13 protein-coding genes are annotated in these 13,420 nt (G+C 71.7%); 12 read left to right on the plus strand and 1 reads right to left on the minus strand.

All coding sequences use genetic code 11. From position 1 onward, the window contains the following. Positions 1-4: 4 nt before the first annotated feature. The 12 genes from rpsD (at position 5) to LUM46_RS03930 (ending at position 12,596) form a co-directional block, all read left to right on the plus strand. Positions 5-631, plus strand: a complete 627-nt coding sequence (rpsD, locus tag LUM46_RS03875; RefSeq protein ID WP_274992405.1) for a 30S ribosomal protein S4 — start codon at positions 5-7, stop codon at positions 629-631. 267 nt (positions 632-898) lie between these two features. Next, positions 899-1,309, plus strand: a complete 411-nt coding sequence (locus LUM46_RS03880) for a DUF948 domain-containing protein (RefSeq protein WP_274992406.1) — start codon at positions 899-901, stop codon at positions 1,307-1,309. Beyond that, complete coding sequence (locus tag LUM46_RS03885) at positions 1,306-1,560, plus strand: hypothetical protein (RefSeq protein WP_274992407.1); 255 nt, start codon at positions 1,306-1,308, stop codon at positions 1,558-1,560. The genes LUM46_RS03880 and LUM46_RS03885 overlap by 4 nt, the downstream gene beginning before the upstream one ends. 187 nt (positions 1,561-1,747) lie before the next feature. Beyond that, the gene (gene alaS / locus LUM46_RS03890) at positions 1,748-4,453 is read left to right on the plus strand and encodes an alanine--tRNA ligase (protein ID WP_274992408.1); all 2,706 of its coding nucleotides are present in this window, start codon (positions 1,748-1,750) and stop codon (positions 4,451-4,453) included. Positions 4,454-4,464: 11 nt separating this feature from the next. Further along, a complete protein-coding gene (ruvX, locus tag LUM46_RS03895; protein ID WP_374726923.1) occupies positions 4,465-5,052 on the plus strand; it encodes a Holliday junction resolvase RuvX in 588 nt (195 codons plus the stop codon). A 36-nt stretch (positions 5,053-5,088) separates the two neighbouring features. After that, complete coding sequence (mltG, locus tag LUM46_RS03900; protein ID WP_274992409.1) at positions 5,089-6,222, plus strand: endolytic transglycosylase MltG; 1,134 nt, start codon at positions 5,089-5,091, stop codon at positions 6,220-6,222. Between the two features lie 358 nt (positions 6,223-6,580). Further along, the gene (mltG, locus tag LUM46_RS03905) at positions 6,581-7,612 is read left to right on the plus strand and encodes an endolytic transglycosylase MltG (RefSeq protein WP_274992410.1); all 1,032 of its coding nucleotides are present in this window, start codon (positions 6,581-6,583) and stop codon (positions 7,610-7,612) included. A 91-nt stretch (positions 7,613-7,703) separates the two neighbouring features. Continuing rightward, positions 7,704-8,606 (plus strand): shikimate dehydrogenase, encoded by a 903-nt coding sequence (locus LUM46_RS03910; protein ID WP_274992411.1) that lies wholly within the window; start codon positions 7,704-7,706, stop codon positions 8,604-8,606. 55 nt (positions 8,607-8,661) lie between these two features. Beyond that, entirely contained in the window at positions 8,662-9,906 is a 1,245-nt protein-coding gene (gene aroC, locus LUM46_RS03915) for a chorismate synthase (protein WP_274992412.1), read from the plus strand. Between the two features lie 32 nt (positions 9,907-9,938). After that, entirely contained in the window at positions 9,939-10,493 is a 555-nt protein-coding gene (locus LUM46_RS03920) for a shikimate kinase (RefSeq protein ID WP_374726994.1), read from the plus strand. Next, positions 10,490-11,647, plus strand: coding sequence for a 3-dehydroquinate synthase (gene aroB / locus LUM46_RS03925; protein WP_274992414.1), 1,158 nt, complete (start codon positions 10,490-10,492; stop codon positions 11,645-11,647). The genes LUM46_RS03920 and aroB overlap by 4 nt, the downstream gene beginning before the upstream one ends. Positions 11,648-11,819: 172 nt before the next feature. Then, on the plus strand, positions 11,820-12,596 hold the full coding sequence (locus LUM46_RS03930; protein ID WP_274992415.1) for an excalibur calcium-binding domain-containing protein: 777 nt from the start codon (positions 11,820-11,822) through the stop codon (positions 12,594-12,596). 1 nt (position 12,597) lies between these two features. Here the strand turns inward: LUM46_RS03930 and LUM46_RS03935 are convergent, their stop codons facing one another. Continuing rightward, positions 12,598-13,371 carry a glycerophosphodiester phosphodiesterase family protein gene (locus tag LUM46_RS03935; RefSeq protein ID WP_274992416.1) on the minus strand — a complete coding sequence of 258 codons (774 nt, stop codon included), beginning with the start codon at positions 13,369-13,371 and terminating at the stop codon, positions 12,598-12,600. Between the last annotated feature and the right edge of the window lie 49 nt (positions 13,372-13,420).

A 13,420-nucleotide genomic window follows, 5' to 3' on the forward strand; every position in this document is an offset into this window, starting at 1 on the left:
CACAGTGACTTCTGTGACCCGTGCGCGCCGTCAGGTGCGCCTGAGCCGCAAGCTGGGCCTCGCGCTCACGCCCAAGGCCGTCAAGCACTTCGAGAAGCGTCCCTACCCGCCCGGTGAGCACGGCCGTGCCCGTCGCCGCACCGAGTCGGACTACGCGGTGCGTCTGCGCGAGAAGCAGCGTCTGCGCGCGCAGTACATGCTCCGCGAGAAGCAGCTCCTCAAGGTGTACGAGAACGCCCGCAAGCAGGCCGGTCTGACCGGTGAGGTCATGGTCGAGGACCTCGAGACCCGTCTGGACGCCGTGGTGCTGCGTGCCGGCTTCGGCCGCACGATCCTGCAGGCGCGTCAGCACGTGACGCACCGCCACATCCTCGTCGACGGCAAGATCGTGGACCGCCCGTCGTTCCGCGTGAAGCCGGGCCAGACCATCCAGGTCAAGCCGAAGAGCCAGGCCACCGTGCCGTTCCAGGTCGCCGCCGCCGGTGCGCACCGCGACGTGCTGCCGACCCTGCCGGGCTACCTGGACGTGCAGCTCGAGAAGCTGTCGGCCACGATGACCCGCAAGCCGAAGCGCGCCGAGGTCCCCGTGACCTGCGACGTGCAGATGGTCGTCGAGTTCTACGCTCGCTGATCCGGTCTGCTCAGCACTTCTGCTCAGCACCTCAAGGACGCCTCGTCCGCGCTTCGGCGCGAGCGGGGCGTTCTGCTGTACCGACTTGTGCCGACCCGGGCCGACGCGACCCACGAGATTCGCGGCACGCTGGCGTCGGGCGGCGCCGGCGGCGGCGTCCGGGATAGGGTGACCAACGTTCCGTGCAGACACATCAGGCCGGACACCAGCTGACCAGCAGTGGGCCATCAGCGGACCACGGGCGGACCTTCAGGCAGGAGCTTGCGCATGACCCTGGGCGACCTCGGAGACGTGGCGGGACTGATCGCGGCGATCGCGTTCGTGCTGCTGGTGGGCTTTCTCGCCGTCCCCCTGTGGAAGCTGGGCAAGCTCCTCGACGAGGCGCGATCGAGCGTCCGTGACGTCACCGAGCACTCCGTGCCGATCCTCGACGAGGCCGCGAGCACCGTCGCGTCGGCGAACACGCAGCTCGTCAAGGTCGACACGATCACCACGTCGGCGGCGTCGGTCAGCGAGAACGTCTCCGCGCTGACGGGCCTGTACGCGGCGACCCTGGGCAAGCCGCTCGTGAAGGTCGCGGCCTTCTCCTACGGCGTGCGCCAGGCCTTCGGCCAGGCCAAGGGCCGGTCCGGCAAGCACGCCGGCCCGGACGCGGGCGCCACCGGGGTCGGGGCATGATCCGCCGGCTGTTCTGGGTGGGCGTCGGCGTGACCGTCACGGTCGTCGTCATCCGCAAGGGCCGCCAGGTCGTCGCGCGCTACACCCCCGAGGCCGTGAGCGAGCGCGCGGCGGCTGCCGTGGACGAGGCCGGCGTCCGGCTGAACCGGATGGCGCACTCCTTCCGGTCGGACTTCACCACGGCGCGTGCCGAGCGCGAGGCCGAGCTGATGGCGTCCCTCCGGGGCGAGCTGCCGGGCCACCGGCGCTAGCCGGTCCGCTCCGCCACCGCGCAGGGCATCATTCAGTTTCCGTCCGCGGCGCTACCAGCGGCAGAATAGAGTCGCGTCCGGTTCCGGACGCGACGTGCGCGTCCCCTGCGCGTCCCACCACCTTTCCGCACGACACGTTTCAGCACGACACGTTTCCGCACGACCGAGAAGAAGGATCACTGACCTCATGCGCACCGCCGAGATCCGCAAGCGTTGGCTCGACTACTTCGAAGCTCAGGGTCACGCGGTGGTGCCGTCTGCGTCGCTGATCTCCCCGGACCCGTCGACGCTGTTCACCATCGCGGGCATGGTGCCGTTCATCCCGTACATGACGGCGCAGCAGACGCCGCCGTGGAAGCGCGCCACGAGCGTGCAGAAGTGCGTGCGCACGCTCGACATCGAGGACGTCGGCAAGACGACGCGCCACGGCACGTTCTTCCAGATGAACGGCAACTTCTCGTTCGGTGACTACTTCAAGGCCGACGCCATCCGCATGGCCTGGGACTTCCTGACGGGCTCGCTGGACGGCGGCAAGCTGGGCATCGACCCCGACAAGCTGTGGGTCACCGTCTACCACGAGGACGACGAGGCCCGGCAGCTCTGGAAGGACATCGTCGGCCTGCCCGACGAGCGCATCCAGGGGCTCGGCAAGAAGGACAACTACTGGTCCACCGGCCAGCCCGGCCCGGCCGGTCCGTGCTCGGAGATCTTCTACGACCGGGGCGCCCAGTATGGGCCCGACGGCGGCCCGCTGGTCGACGAGGGTGGTGACCGCTTCGTCGAGATCTGGAACCTCGTGTTCATGCAGTACGAGATCGACGAGGTGAGGTCCAAGGAGGAGTTCCGCATCGTCGGGGAGCTCGAGAACAAGAACATCGACACCGGTATGGGTCTCGAGCGTGTTGCCTTCCTGCTGCAGGGCAAGGACAACATGTACGAGATCGACGAGGTCTTCCCCGTCATCGAGGCCGCCGAGAAGCTCAGCGGCAAGAAGTACGGCGAGAACCACGAGGACGACGTCCGCATGCGCGTCGTCGCCGACCACGTCCGCTCTGCCCTGATGATCATCGGAGACGGCGTGCGCCCCTCCAACGAGGGCCGCGGCTACGTGCTGCGCCGTCTGCTGCGCCGCTCCGTGCGCGCCATGCGCCTGCTCGGCGTCGACGGCCTGGCCCTGACCTCGCTGCTGCCGGTCGCCAAGGACGCCATGGCACCGTCCTACCCGGAGCTCGCTGCGAACTTCGAGCAGATCTCCGCCGTGGCCTACGCCGAGGAGGACGCCTTCCGGCGCACGCTGGTCTCGGGTACCACGATCCTGGACACGGCCGTGGAGAACCTCAAGAAGAGCACCGGCGGCGAGGACGGCAAGGGTCTCGTCCTGCCGGGCGAGGCCGCCTTCCAGCTGCACGACACGTACGGCTTCCCGATCGACCTCACCCTCGAGATGGCCGCCGAGCAGGGCGTCCAGGTGGACGAGCAGGCCTTCCGCTCGCTCATGCAGGAGCAGCGTTCGCGCGCCCGTGCCGACGCCCTTGCCAAGCGCACCGGCGGGGCCGACGTCGCCGCGTACGAGGCTCTGGAGAAGGAGCTGTCGGCCCCCGTCGAGTTCCTCGGCTACACGCAGACGGACGCCTCCGTGCGCGTGACGGGCCTGCTGTCCGGCGGCGTGCCCGCCCCGGCCGTCACCGCCCCGGCCGAGGTCGAGGTGATCCTGGACCGCACCCCGTTCTACGCCGAGGCCGGCGGTCAGCTCGCCGACCACGGCACGATCGTGCTCGACGCCGGTGCCACCATCGAGGTCGACGACGTCCAGCGCCCCATCAAGGGCCTGAGCGTGCACCGCGGCCGCCTCATCGAGGGCACCGTGGCGCTGGGCGACCCGGGTACCGCGCAGATCGACACCGAGCGCCGCAAGGCCATCAGCCGCGCCCACTCGGCCACGCACATGATCCACAAGGCCCTGCACGAGCTGGTGGGCCCGGACCGTACGCAGGCCGGGTCGGAGAACGCCCCGAGCCGCATCCGGTTCGACTTCCGCTCGCCGTCGGCCGTTCCGTCGTCGGCCCTGCAGGAGATCGAGGAGCGCGTCAACGTGCGGCTCGCCGACAACCTCGAGGTGACCGACCAGCTGATGCCGATCGCGGAGGCCCGCGAGGCCGGGGCCATGGCGCTGTTCGGCGAGAAGTACGGCGACGTCGTGCGCGTGGTGTCCATCGGTGACGACTGGTCGCGCGAGCTGTGCGCGGGCACGCACGTCAAGCAGACGGGCCAGCTCGGCCGCGTGATGCTGCTGGGCGAGTCGTCGATCGGCTCGGGCGTGCGCCGGGTCGACGCCCTCGTGGGCGACGGTGCGTACGGTTTCCAGGCCAAGGAGCACGCTCTCGTCGGCCAGCTCACCGGACTGCTCAACACCCGCGCCGAGGAGCTGCCCGACCGCGTCGGCTCGCTCGTCTCCCGCCTCAAGGAGGCCGAGAAGGAGCTGGCCGCGATGCGCCAGGGCCAGCTGCTGGCCACGGCGGGCAAGCTCGCCGCCGAGGCCCCGCGGGTGGGCGACGTCCGCGTGGTCGCGCACGACGCCGGGGAGGTCCAGGCCGACGACCTGCGCGCCCTCGTGCTCGACGTGCGCTCGCGCCTCGGTGAGGCCGAGCCCGTCGTGGCCGCTGCCGGTGGCGTCTCGGGCGGTCGGCCCGTCGTGGTGGTCGTGACGAACGCCGCCGCGCGCGAGGCCGGTTACAAGGCCGGGGACCTGGTCCGCACGGCGGCCCAGACGCTCGGCGGCGGTGGCGGCGGCAAGCCGGACATGGCCCAGGGCGGCGGCACCGACCCGGCCAAGCTCGGCGAGGCGCTGGCGGGCATCGCCGAGAGCGTGCGCCTGGCCGCCGTCGGCGCCTGACGGTGCCTGGCTTGGGCGGGCCCGTCGAGCCCGTCGAGACCACCGAGCCGGGCCTCCCGCGCGGAGCCCGGCTCGGGATCGACGTCGGCATGGCCCGGATCGGGCTGGCCGCCAGCGACCCCGACGGCCTCGTCGCCACCCCGGTGGAGACGGTGCCGCGGGTGCTGGCGGGTACCGGCAAGCAGTCGGGCAAGCGGCCCGTCCGGAGTGCCGAGGGCACTACTGCCGACGTCGCACGGATCGTCGCCGAGGCGGTGGATCGCTTCGCCGCCGTCGTCTACGTGGGACTGCCCCGGCACCTGTCCGGCAAGGAGGGCGCGGCCACGGCCGACGCCCGGGCCTTCGCGGCCCGCCTGGTCGCCGCGCTCGCCGCGGCAGGGGAGGCCGCGGAGGTCCGTCTGGTCGACGAGCGGATGACCACCGTCTCGGCGCACCAGGCGCTCCACGCAGCCGGTCGCAAGACCAAGCGGCACAGATCCGTGATCGATCAGGCCGCAGCCGTTATCATTCTGCAATCTGCACTCGACGCGGAGCGGGCGAAGGGGGAGCGCGCCGGCGAGCTCGTCGAGGTGCGGACCGTGCACGACACGCACGAATGACCCAGTGGCCCCCCAACGAAGGACAGTGAGTCTCCGGTGACGGACCTCTTCACGGCGCCCCCGCGCAGCCCGGCAGATCCTGCGTTCCCCGAACCGAGATCGAGCAGGCGATCCCAGCGGCGTCGCCGACGCAAGCGCGGACGCTCGCTCGTGGTGCTCCTGGTCGCCCTCGTCCTGGTCGGTGGCGCGGGCTACGCGGTGTGGTCCAACCTCGAGTCCCTGACGGGCCTGACGAACCCCCTCGAGTCCAAGGACTACCCGGGTCCCGGCGGAGACCAGATCGACGTCGAGATCCCGGAGGGTGCCACCGGTACCGCCATGGGCGAGGCACTCTACGACGCCGGCGTCGTCGCGAGCGTCTCGGCGTTCACCAAGGCGTTCGAGGAGAACCCGGACTCGGTGCTGATCCGGCCGGGTACCCACACCATGCTCGAGGAGATGCCCGCGCGCGACGCGGTGGCGCTGCTCGTCAAGAACGACACCGTCGACCTGCAGCTCACCATCCCGGAGGGCTACACGGCCGACCAGATCGTGGAGCGTGCCGTGCAGGTCACCGGCCTGCCCGCCAAGGACTTCCGGGCGGCGCTGAAGGACCCGGCCGAGCTCGGGGTGCCGAAGCAGGCCGGGGACAAGGTCGAGGGCTGGCTCTACCCGGACACGTACATGGTGAAGCCGGACGACACGGCCGCGGAGCTGCTCACGCGGATGGTCGACCGCACCAGGAGTCTGCTCCAGCGCAAGAACGTCCCCGCCGAACAGTGGGAGTCCGTGCTGATCAAGGCGTCGCTCGTGGAGCGCGAAGGCCGGCACGCCGAGGACAAGCCCAAGATCGCGCGAGCGATCGAGAACCGGCTGGACGACAAGACGGTCCTCGAGATCGACGCGTCGGTCGCGTACGGAGCCGGCAAGCCGGGCACCGAGCTCACCCGGGCCGACCTCGACGACCCGAAGAACCGCTACAACACCTACGAGCACACCGGTCTGCCGCCGGGTCCCATCGCCAACCCGGGCGAGGTGTCGATCGACGCGGTCCTGAACCCGGCACCGGGCGACTGGAAGTTCTGGGTGACGGTCAACCTCGAGACGGGCGAGACGAAGTTCGCCGAGAACTTCGAGGAGCACCAGCGCAATGTGGAGGAGCTGCGCGAGTGGCAGGCCGCGAACGGGTGAATTCGCAGGTCGCGGGCGCTCCTGACGGCTCCGTGCGGTGAATCCTGGGAGTTGGCCGGGAATGTACCGATCGGGGTAGCGTTCGCGGCACCCGGGCTGTGATGCGATCGTGACATGCGATGGCGGTGTCGCGCGCCCGCGTGGTGATCAGGCGTGGATCAGCAGAGATCCAGGCAGCGCAGAGGATGGAGCGAGCGTGACCGAGGCCCTTCCCGGAGTGAATTATTCGGGGCCACCGCGGCACGCCAGCGGTTCTCGCGGCCGGCGAGGAGAACGGGACGCGTATCCCACGCGGCGGGACAGGCGGTCCAAGGGTGCCAAGCGGTCCAAGCGGTCCAGGGGGCCGCTGATCGTCGCCGTGGTCGCCGTCCTGCTGGTCCTCGGCGGTCTGGGCGCGTGGACAGCGCTGAACGACGGCTACCTGTTCGGGATCCGTACCCCGCTGGCTGCCCCCGACTACGAGGGCACGGGGGGCGAGCCGGTCACGGTCGAGGTGCCCCAGGGTGCCAACGGAGCGACGATCGGTGCCGAGCTCGCGGAGAAGGACGTGGTGGCGAGCGTCGGTGCGTTCGTCCACGCCTACGGGGCCAACCCCGACGCCGCCGCGATCCAGCCGGGCACGCACACGCTGAAGCTGCGGATGAGCGCGGCGTCGGCCGTGGAGCTGCTCGCGGAGAACAAGATCGACCGCGCGGGTTTCACCGTGCCGGAGGGGTATGCGATCAGCCAGATCAAGCAGAGCCTGATCGACCAGGGGTGGCCGCAGGCGGACGTGGAGGCGACGTTCGCGGACATCGCCTCGCTGCTGCCGCCAGAGGCCGGCGGAGAGCCCGAGGGCTGGCTGTTCCCCAGCAGCTACGAGGTCAAGCCGGACCAGACGCCGGTGGCCGACGTCGTCACGCAGATGATCAACGAGACGACCAGCATCCTGAAGACGCTCGGGGTTCCCGCCGAGCAGCGTCAGACGGTGCTGATCAAGGCATCCCTGATCGAGCGTGAGGCACGGCTGGACAAGGACCGGCCCATCATGGCGGCCGCCATCGAGAACCGCCTGGCCGCGGACGAGTGGCTCGGCATCGACGCGTCGTTGCTCTACGGCCTGGGCCGGACGAGCGGCGGCCTCACCAGCGCCGAGCTGGCGGACGGATCCAACCCGTACAACCTGAGCGTGCGGGGCAACAAGGGCCTGCCCCCGACCCCGATCGCGGCGCCGAGCCGCGAGTCGATCGAGGCGGTGATGAACCCCGCTGACGACTCCGACGTCTTCTACTGGTGCACCGTGAACCTCGAGACCGGCGAGACGAAGTTCGCGAACACCCAGGCCGAGCACGACCAGAACGTGGCCGAGCTGCACGCGTGGATGGAGGAGAACCCGGACTGGGCCGGGTAGACCTGGGCAGGGGTGGACCTGGGCCGGGTGGACGGGGAACACGGCTCGGCGGAGAGCGTGAGCACGTGCGGTTCTGCGGCATGATCTCCGTATGCCTGTTCACCAGCGTCGCGCCGCCGTGCTCGGCCACCCTGTCGCGCACTCCCTGTCCCCGGTGCTGCACACCGCGGCCTACCGAGCCTTGGGCCTGGACGGCTGGGAGTACGGCGTGCACGACGTGACGGAGGACGCCCTGGAGAGTTTCCTGCGGGACGTCGACGCCGGCTGGGCAGGCCTGAGCCTGACCATGCCGCTCAAGCAGGCCGTGATCCCGCTGCTGGACCACGTGGAGCCCCTCGCCGAGGCGGTGGGCGCCGTGAACACCGTGCTGTTCTCCGCGGCCGGCGGCACCGGCCGGGGCACAGGCCGCGGCGCGGTGAGCACGACCGGCACGAACACCGACGTGCATGGCATCGTCGCCGCACTGCGTGAGGGCCTCGGCGCCCGCGGCGTGACCGACGCGGTGATCCTGGGCGGGGGTGCGACCGCGGCGTCGGCCCTCGCTGCGGTCGCGGAGCTCGGCTGCGTCTCGCCGCGGGTGTTCGTGCGCTCCCTGGACCGGATCGGACCGCTGCGCGAGGCCGTGGCGCGGATGGGCGTGAGCCCGTCGTTCGAGGTGTTCGACGAGCGCGTGACGACGTCCGCCCTGGCGGCCGCGGACGCCGTCGTCTCGACGACGCCGAAGCACGCCGCCGACCAGTGGGCCCCGCTGCTGACCGAGCTGCTGACCGCCGCGGGGGAGAAGCCCCGCGGTGTGCTCCTGGACGTCGTCTACGACCCGCGCCCCACGGCCCTGCAGTCCGCCTGGTCCGCGCTCGGCGCCGACACCGTGGGCGGTGAGCGCATGCTCCTGCACCAGGCCGCGGAGCAGGTCCGTCTGATGACCGGTCGCACGGCACCACTGGGCGCCATGGACGACGCGCTGCGCGCGGCGCTCACCGACCCGGAGCGATGAGCCCGTCCAGCGGACGGAGGCGTCGCCTGCGTGACACGCGTGAAACAATCGCGGCATGCTGCGTTGGTTGACATCGGGTGAGTCGCACGGTCCTGCCCTCGTGGGCGTGATGGAGGGTCTGCCCGCCGGGGTGGAGCTGACCACGTCGGACATTCAAGGTGCGCTCGCGCGCCGCCGCCTCGGTTATGGCCGGGGTGCGCGCATGAAGTTCGAGCAGGACGAGGTGCGGGTGCTCGGCGGTCTCCGGCACGGCATCACGCAGGGCGGGCCGCTCGCCATCGAGATCGCCAACACCGAGTGGCCGAAGTGGACCGACGTCATGTCGGCCGACCCGGTGCCGCCGGAGGCGCTCCTGGTCGACGCCGGCACCGGCGACGAGCGCGAGGTGGCCCGCAACCGCCCGCTGACGCGCCCGCGCCCCGGGCACGCCGACCTGATCGGCATGCGCAAGTACGGCTTCGAGGACGCCCGGCCGGTGCTGGAGCGTGCCTCGGCCCGCGAGACCGCCGCCCGTGTGGCGCTCGGCGTCGCGGCCGCGAAGTTCCTGGAGCAGGCGCTCGGCGTCCGCCTGGTGTCGCACGTGGTAGCCATCGGCGAGGCGAGCGTGCCCGACGACGCAGCGCTGCCGGCCCCCGACGACCTCGCGGCGCTCGACGCCGACCCGGTGCGCTGCCTCGACGCGGCCTCCTCGAAGCTCATGGTCGAGGAGATCGACCTGGCCAAGAAGGACGGCGACACGCTCGGCGGCGTCGTCGAGGTGCTCGCCTACGGCGTGCCGTCCGGCCTGGGCACCTACGTGCAGGGCGACCGCCGGCTCGACGCACGCCTCGCCGCCGCCCTCATGGGCATCCAGGCGATCAAGGGGGTCGAGGTCGGCGACGGCTTCCGCACCGCGCGTCGACGCGGCACGGCCGCTCACGACGAGATCGTGCGCGAGGCGGGGTCCGGACCGAAGGGCGCCGGCGCGCCCGGCCGGATCCGGCGCACGACCAACCGGGCGGGCGGCATCGAGGGCGGTATGTCGAACGGTGAGGTCGTGCGCGTGCGGGCCGCGATGAAGCCCATCTCGACCGTGCCGCGCGCGCTGCCGACCGTGGACACCGCCACCGGTGAGCCCGTCACGGCGCACCATCAGCGGTCCGACGTGTGCGCGGTGCCGCCCGCCGCCGTCGTCGCGGAGGCGATGGTCGCGCTCACCCTGGCGGAGGCCGCGTGCGAGAAGTTCGGCGGTGACTCCGTGGCCGAGGTTCGCCGCAACATGGAGTCCTACGTCGCCGCCATCCCGGAGCTCCTGCAGTGAGCGGCGCCGCACGCAGCGGGCCGGTCGCGGTGATGATCGGGCCGCCCGGCTCCGGCAAGTCGAAGGTCGGGCGCATCCTCGCCGCGGGCCTGGGTGTCACCGTCCGTGACACCGACGCGGACATCGAGGAGAGCGCGGGCAAGCCCGTGAGCGAGATCTTCGTGGACGACGGCGAGCCGCGGTTCCGGGAGCTCGAACGTGAGGCGGTGCTCGCCGCCCTCGCGGAGCACGACGGCGTCCTGTCCCTCGGCGGCGGCGCCGTGATGAGTCCTGCCACGCAGGAGGCGCTCGAGAAGTACACGGCGGGCGGCGGCCACGTCGTCTTCCTGGACGTGCCGCTGTCCATCGCCGCCCAGCGGGTCGGCATGAACCAGGCCCGGCCGCTGCTGCTGGGCAACCCGCGTGCGCAGTGGCAGAGATTGATGACCGAGCGGCGCCCCACGTACGAGCGGCTCGCGACCCTGACGATCGTGTCGAGCGAGCGGCCCGGCGAGCGGGTGGCCGCGGAGATCATCGAGGCGCTGGCCCTGGCCGAGGAGGTCCCCGACCTGGTGGACCCGAAGAAGAACGAGGAGAGCACCACGTGAGCACCGAGAGTGCTCCCACACGGGTCACCGTGCGGGGAGACGCCCCCTACGACGTCGTCATCGGCCGTCACCTGCTCGGTGAGCTGCCGTCGCTGGTGGGCGCGGCCCGGAAGGTCATGGTGGTCCACCCGGCCGCGCTGTCCGCGACCGCCGACACGATCGCCGAAGACCTCAAGCGTGAAGGCTACGAGGCGTTCGTGGCCGAGGTGCCCGACGCGGAGTCGGCCAAGACGCCCCAGGTGGCGGCGTTCCTCTGGGGCCTGCTGGGCCAGCTGGACTTCACACGGTCGGACGCGATCATCGGCGTCGGCGGGGGCGCCACCACGGACCTGGCGGGCTTCGTGGCCGCGACCTGGCTGCGCGGGATCCGCGTGGTGCACGTGCCGACCACGCTGCTCGCGATGGTCGACGCCGCCGTGGGTGGCAAGACCGGCATCAACACGACCGAGGGCAAGAACCTCGTGGGCGCGTTCCACCCGCCGGCCGGTGTGCTCTGCGACCTGGCGGCGCTCGGCTCGCTCGACAAGTGGGACCTGGTCGCGGGCCTGGCGGAGGTCGTCAAGACCGGCTTCATCGCCGACCCCGTGATCCTGGACCTGGTCGAGACCCACGTCGAGGAGCTGCGGAACTGGGCGGGCGCGGAAGCCACCGACGAGACCTGGGCGGTCGTGGCCGAGCTCGTCGAGCGGTCGGTCCGGGTCAAGGCCCAGGTGGTGGGCGAGGACCTCAAGGAGGCCGGCCTGCGCGAGATCCTGAACTACGGGCACACGCTGGGCCACGCGATCGAGCTGGCCGAGCGGTACCAGTGGCGCCACGGCGCCGCGGTGAGCGTCGGCATGGTCTTCGCGGCGGAGCTCGCACGCGTGGCGGGCAAGCTGTCCGACGACGTCGCCGACCGGCACCGCGCCATCCTGTCGTCGCTCGGGCTGCCGGTGCACTACCGGGGCGACCGCTGGGACCAGCTGCTGGCCGCGATGCGGCGCGACAAGAAGACCCGCGGCGACCTGCTGCGGTTCGTCGTGCTCGACGACGTCGCCAAGCCGGTCCGCCTGGAGGGCCCCGACCCGACCCTCCTGGCCGCCGCCTACGCGGAGGTCTCGAAGGAGCCCCCGGCCAAGGGCCCCGGCACGCCGGTCACGCTGACGCTGGGCTGACCCCGCCACGGTGCGGCGAGGTGCGGCGACCCGGGTGGCGGGCGCCATCGGGGGTGACCTGGGGTGAACTTGCCCGCTCACTGCGCAATGCGAGGCAAACAGGCCTACCGTCCGACGGACAGGGGGCAGCCCGCGTGCGGCTCCGGTCGTACGCCGACCGGAAGGCACCATCGTGCGTAAGGTCTACAACGTGCCGCCAGGCTGGCCCGCTCCCACCCCGGAGTGGACGCCGGACCTGCAGTGGGAGCCCGATTCCCAGTGGTCGAAGCCGGATGGCTGGCAGCTATGGGTCGATGTACCCGACACGGCGCTGATCGGGGAGGGCGCCGTCTTCGTCGAGGTACCGGACGAGGAGGCGCGCAAGAAGTCCCGGCGCAAGCCGCTGATGATCCTGGGTGGGGTGGTGGCCACGGTGGTCGTCTTCCTCTTCGGCGTCGGCGCGGGCGGCTCGTCGGGTGCGTCCGTAGCCGCAGAGGCCGAGGCCTCTGCTTCCGCCGTGTCCTCGGCCGCGGCCGCCGAGCTCGCGGAGGCGCGGACCGACGCCGAGGCGCTCGCCGGCGCACAGGAGTCGCTCGAGGCGGACGTGGCGCAGCTGGCCTCCGACCAGAAGAGCCTCGCCACGCTGAGGGCCGGCGTGACGCAGAAGGCGGACAAGGTCCAGTCCCGGGAGAAGGCGGTCAGGTCCGCGGAGACCGACCTGGACGCGAGAGAGTCCGACGTCGCGGACCGTGAGGCGGCGGTCGAGACCGCGGAAGCCGCGGGTCGCGCAGCGGAGGAAGCCCCCGCGGCGGAGGAGCCCGCGGCCGAGGAACCCGAGGACACGGGCGGCGCGGCGTACTACGACAACTGCGACGCCGCCCGGGCGGACGGCGCAGCCCCGGTCTACAGCGGCGACCCCGGTTACGGCTCGCACCTGGACCGGGACGGTGACGGCGTCGGCTGCGAGTAGGTCAGTCCCAGAGCCCTCGTTCGACGAGGAGGTCCTTCAGCACGTCGGCGCGGTCGGTGACGAGGCCGTCGACGCCCAGGTCGATCAGCCGCACCATCTCGGCGCGGTCGTTGATGGTCCAGACGTGCACCTTCTTGTCGAGCGAGTGCGCCGCCTGGATCGTCGCGGCGTCGACGACCGTGACCGACTTCTCGCGCACCGGGACCTGCAGCGCGTCGACGTCCCGCAGCGACCGGCGGACCAGAGGGCGCGTGTGCAGGCGTACCCCGGTGAGGAAGGCCCTGATCTCGCTGCGCCCGGCCGAGACCGCCACCGGGTGGGACAGCTTGGCGAGCGTGGCCCTGCGCCGCCCCGCGTCGAAGGACGTGACGCACACGCGGTCCCACGCCGAGGTCTTCTCGATGGCCCGCGCGACCGGCCCGACGCCGGAGTCGTGCTTGACGTCCACGTTCACGCGCAGGCTCGGCCAGCCGCCGAGCACGTCCTCGAGCAGCGGCACGGGCTCGACGCCGCCGATGCGGGCCTCGCTGACGTCCGACCACGGCAGCTCGGCGACGAGGCCGGTGCCGTCGGTGGTGCGGTCGAGCGACTCGTCGTGCAGTGCGACGGCCACGCCGTCGGCGGTGCCGTGCGCGTCCGTCTCGACGTAGCGGTAGCCGAGGTCGACGGCGGCGCCGAACGCCGCCAGCGAGTTCTCCAGGCCCTCGGTACCGGCCGAAGAGTGTGCGAACCCGCGGTGGGCGAGGGCTTGGAACGGCCCCTCGAAGTAGGTCACTGGCTGTCCCTCGTGTGTCGGTCCTGCATCGTGGTCCTGCATCGTGGTC

Origin of the sequence: Promicromonospora iranensis (genome assembly GCF_028994805.1) — a bacterium.
In the GTDB taxonomy this organism is placed as follows: Bacteria; Actinomycetota; Actinomycetes; order Actinomycetales; family Cellulomonadaceae; genus Promicromonospora; species Promicromonospora iranensis.

Coding starts and splice junctions, on each gene's coding strand:
- LUM46_RS03910 (WP_274992411.1), top strand. CDS start 7,704: ATGCCTGTTCACCAGCGTCGCGCCGCCGTGCTCGGCCACCCTGTCGCG.
- LUM46_RS03885 (WP_274992407.1), top strand. CDS start 1,306: ATGATCCGCCGGCTGTTCTGGGTGGGCGTCGGCGTGACCGTCACGGTC.
- alaS (WP_274992408.1), top strand. CDS start 1,748: ATGCGCACCGCCGAGATCCGCAAGCGTTGGCTCGACTACTTCGAAGCT.
- aroC (WP_274992412.1), top strand. CDS start 8,662: ATGCTGCGTTGGTTGACATCGGGTGAGTCGCACGGTCCTGCCCTCGTG.
- LUM46_RS03880 (WP_274992406.1), top strand. CDS start 899: ATGACCCTGGGCGACCTCGGAGACGTGGCGGGACTGATCGCGGCGATC.
- LUM46_RS03920 (WP_374726994.1), top strand. CDS start 9,939: ATGATCGGGCCGCCCGGCTCCGGCAAGTCGAAGGTCGGGCGCATCCTC.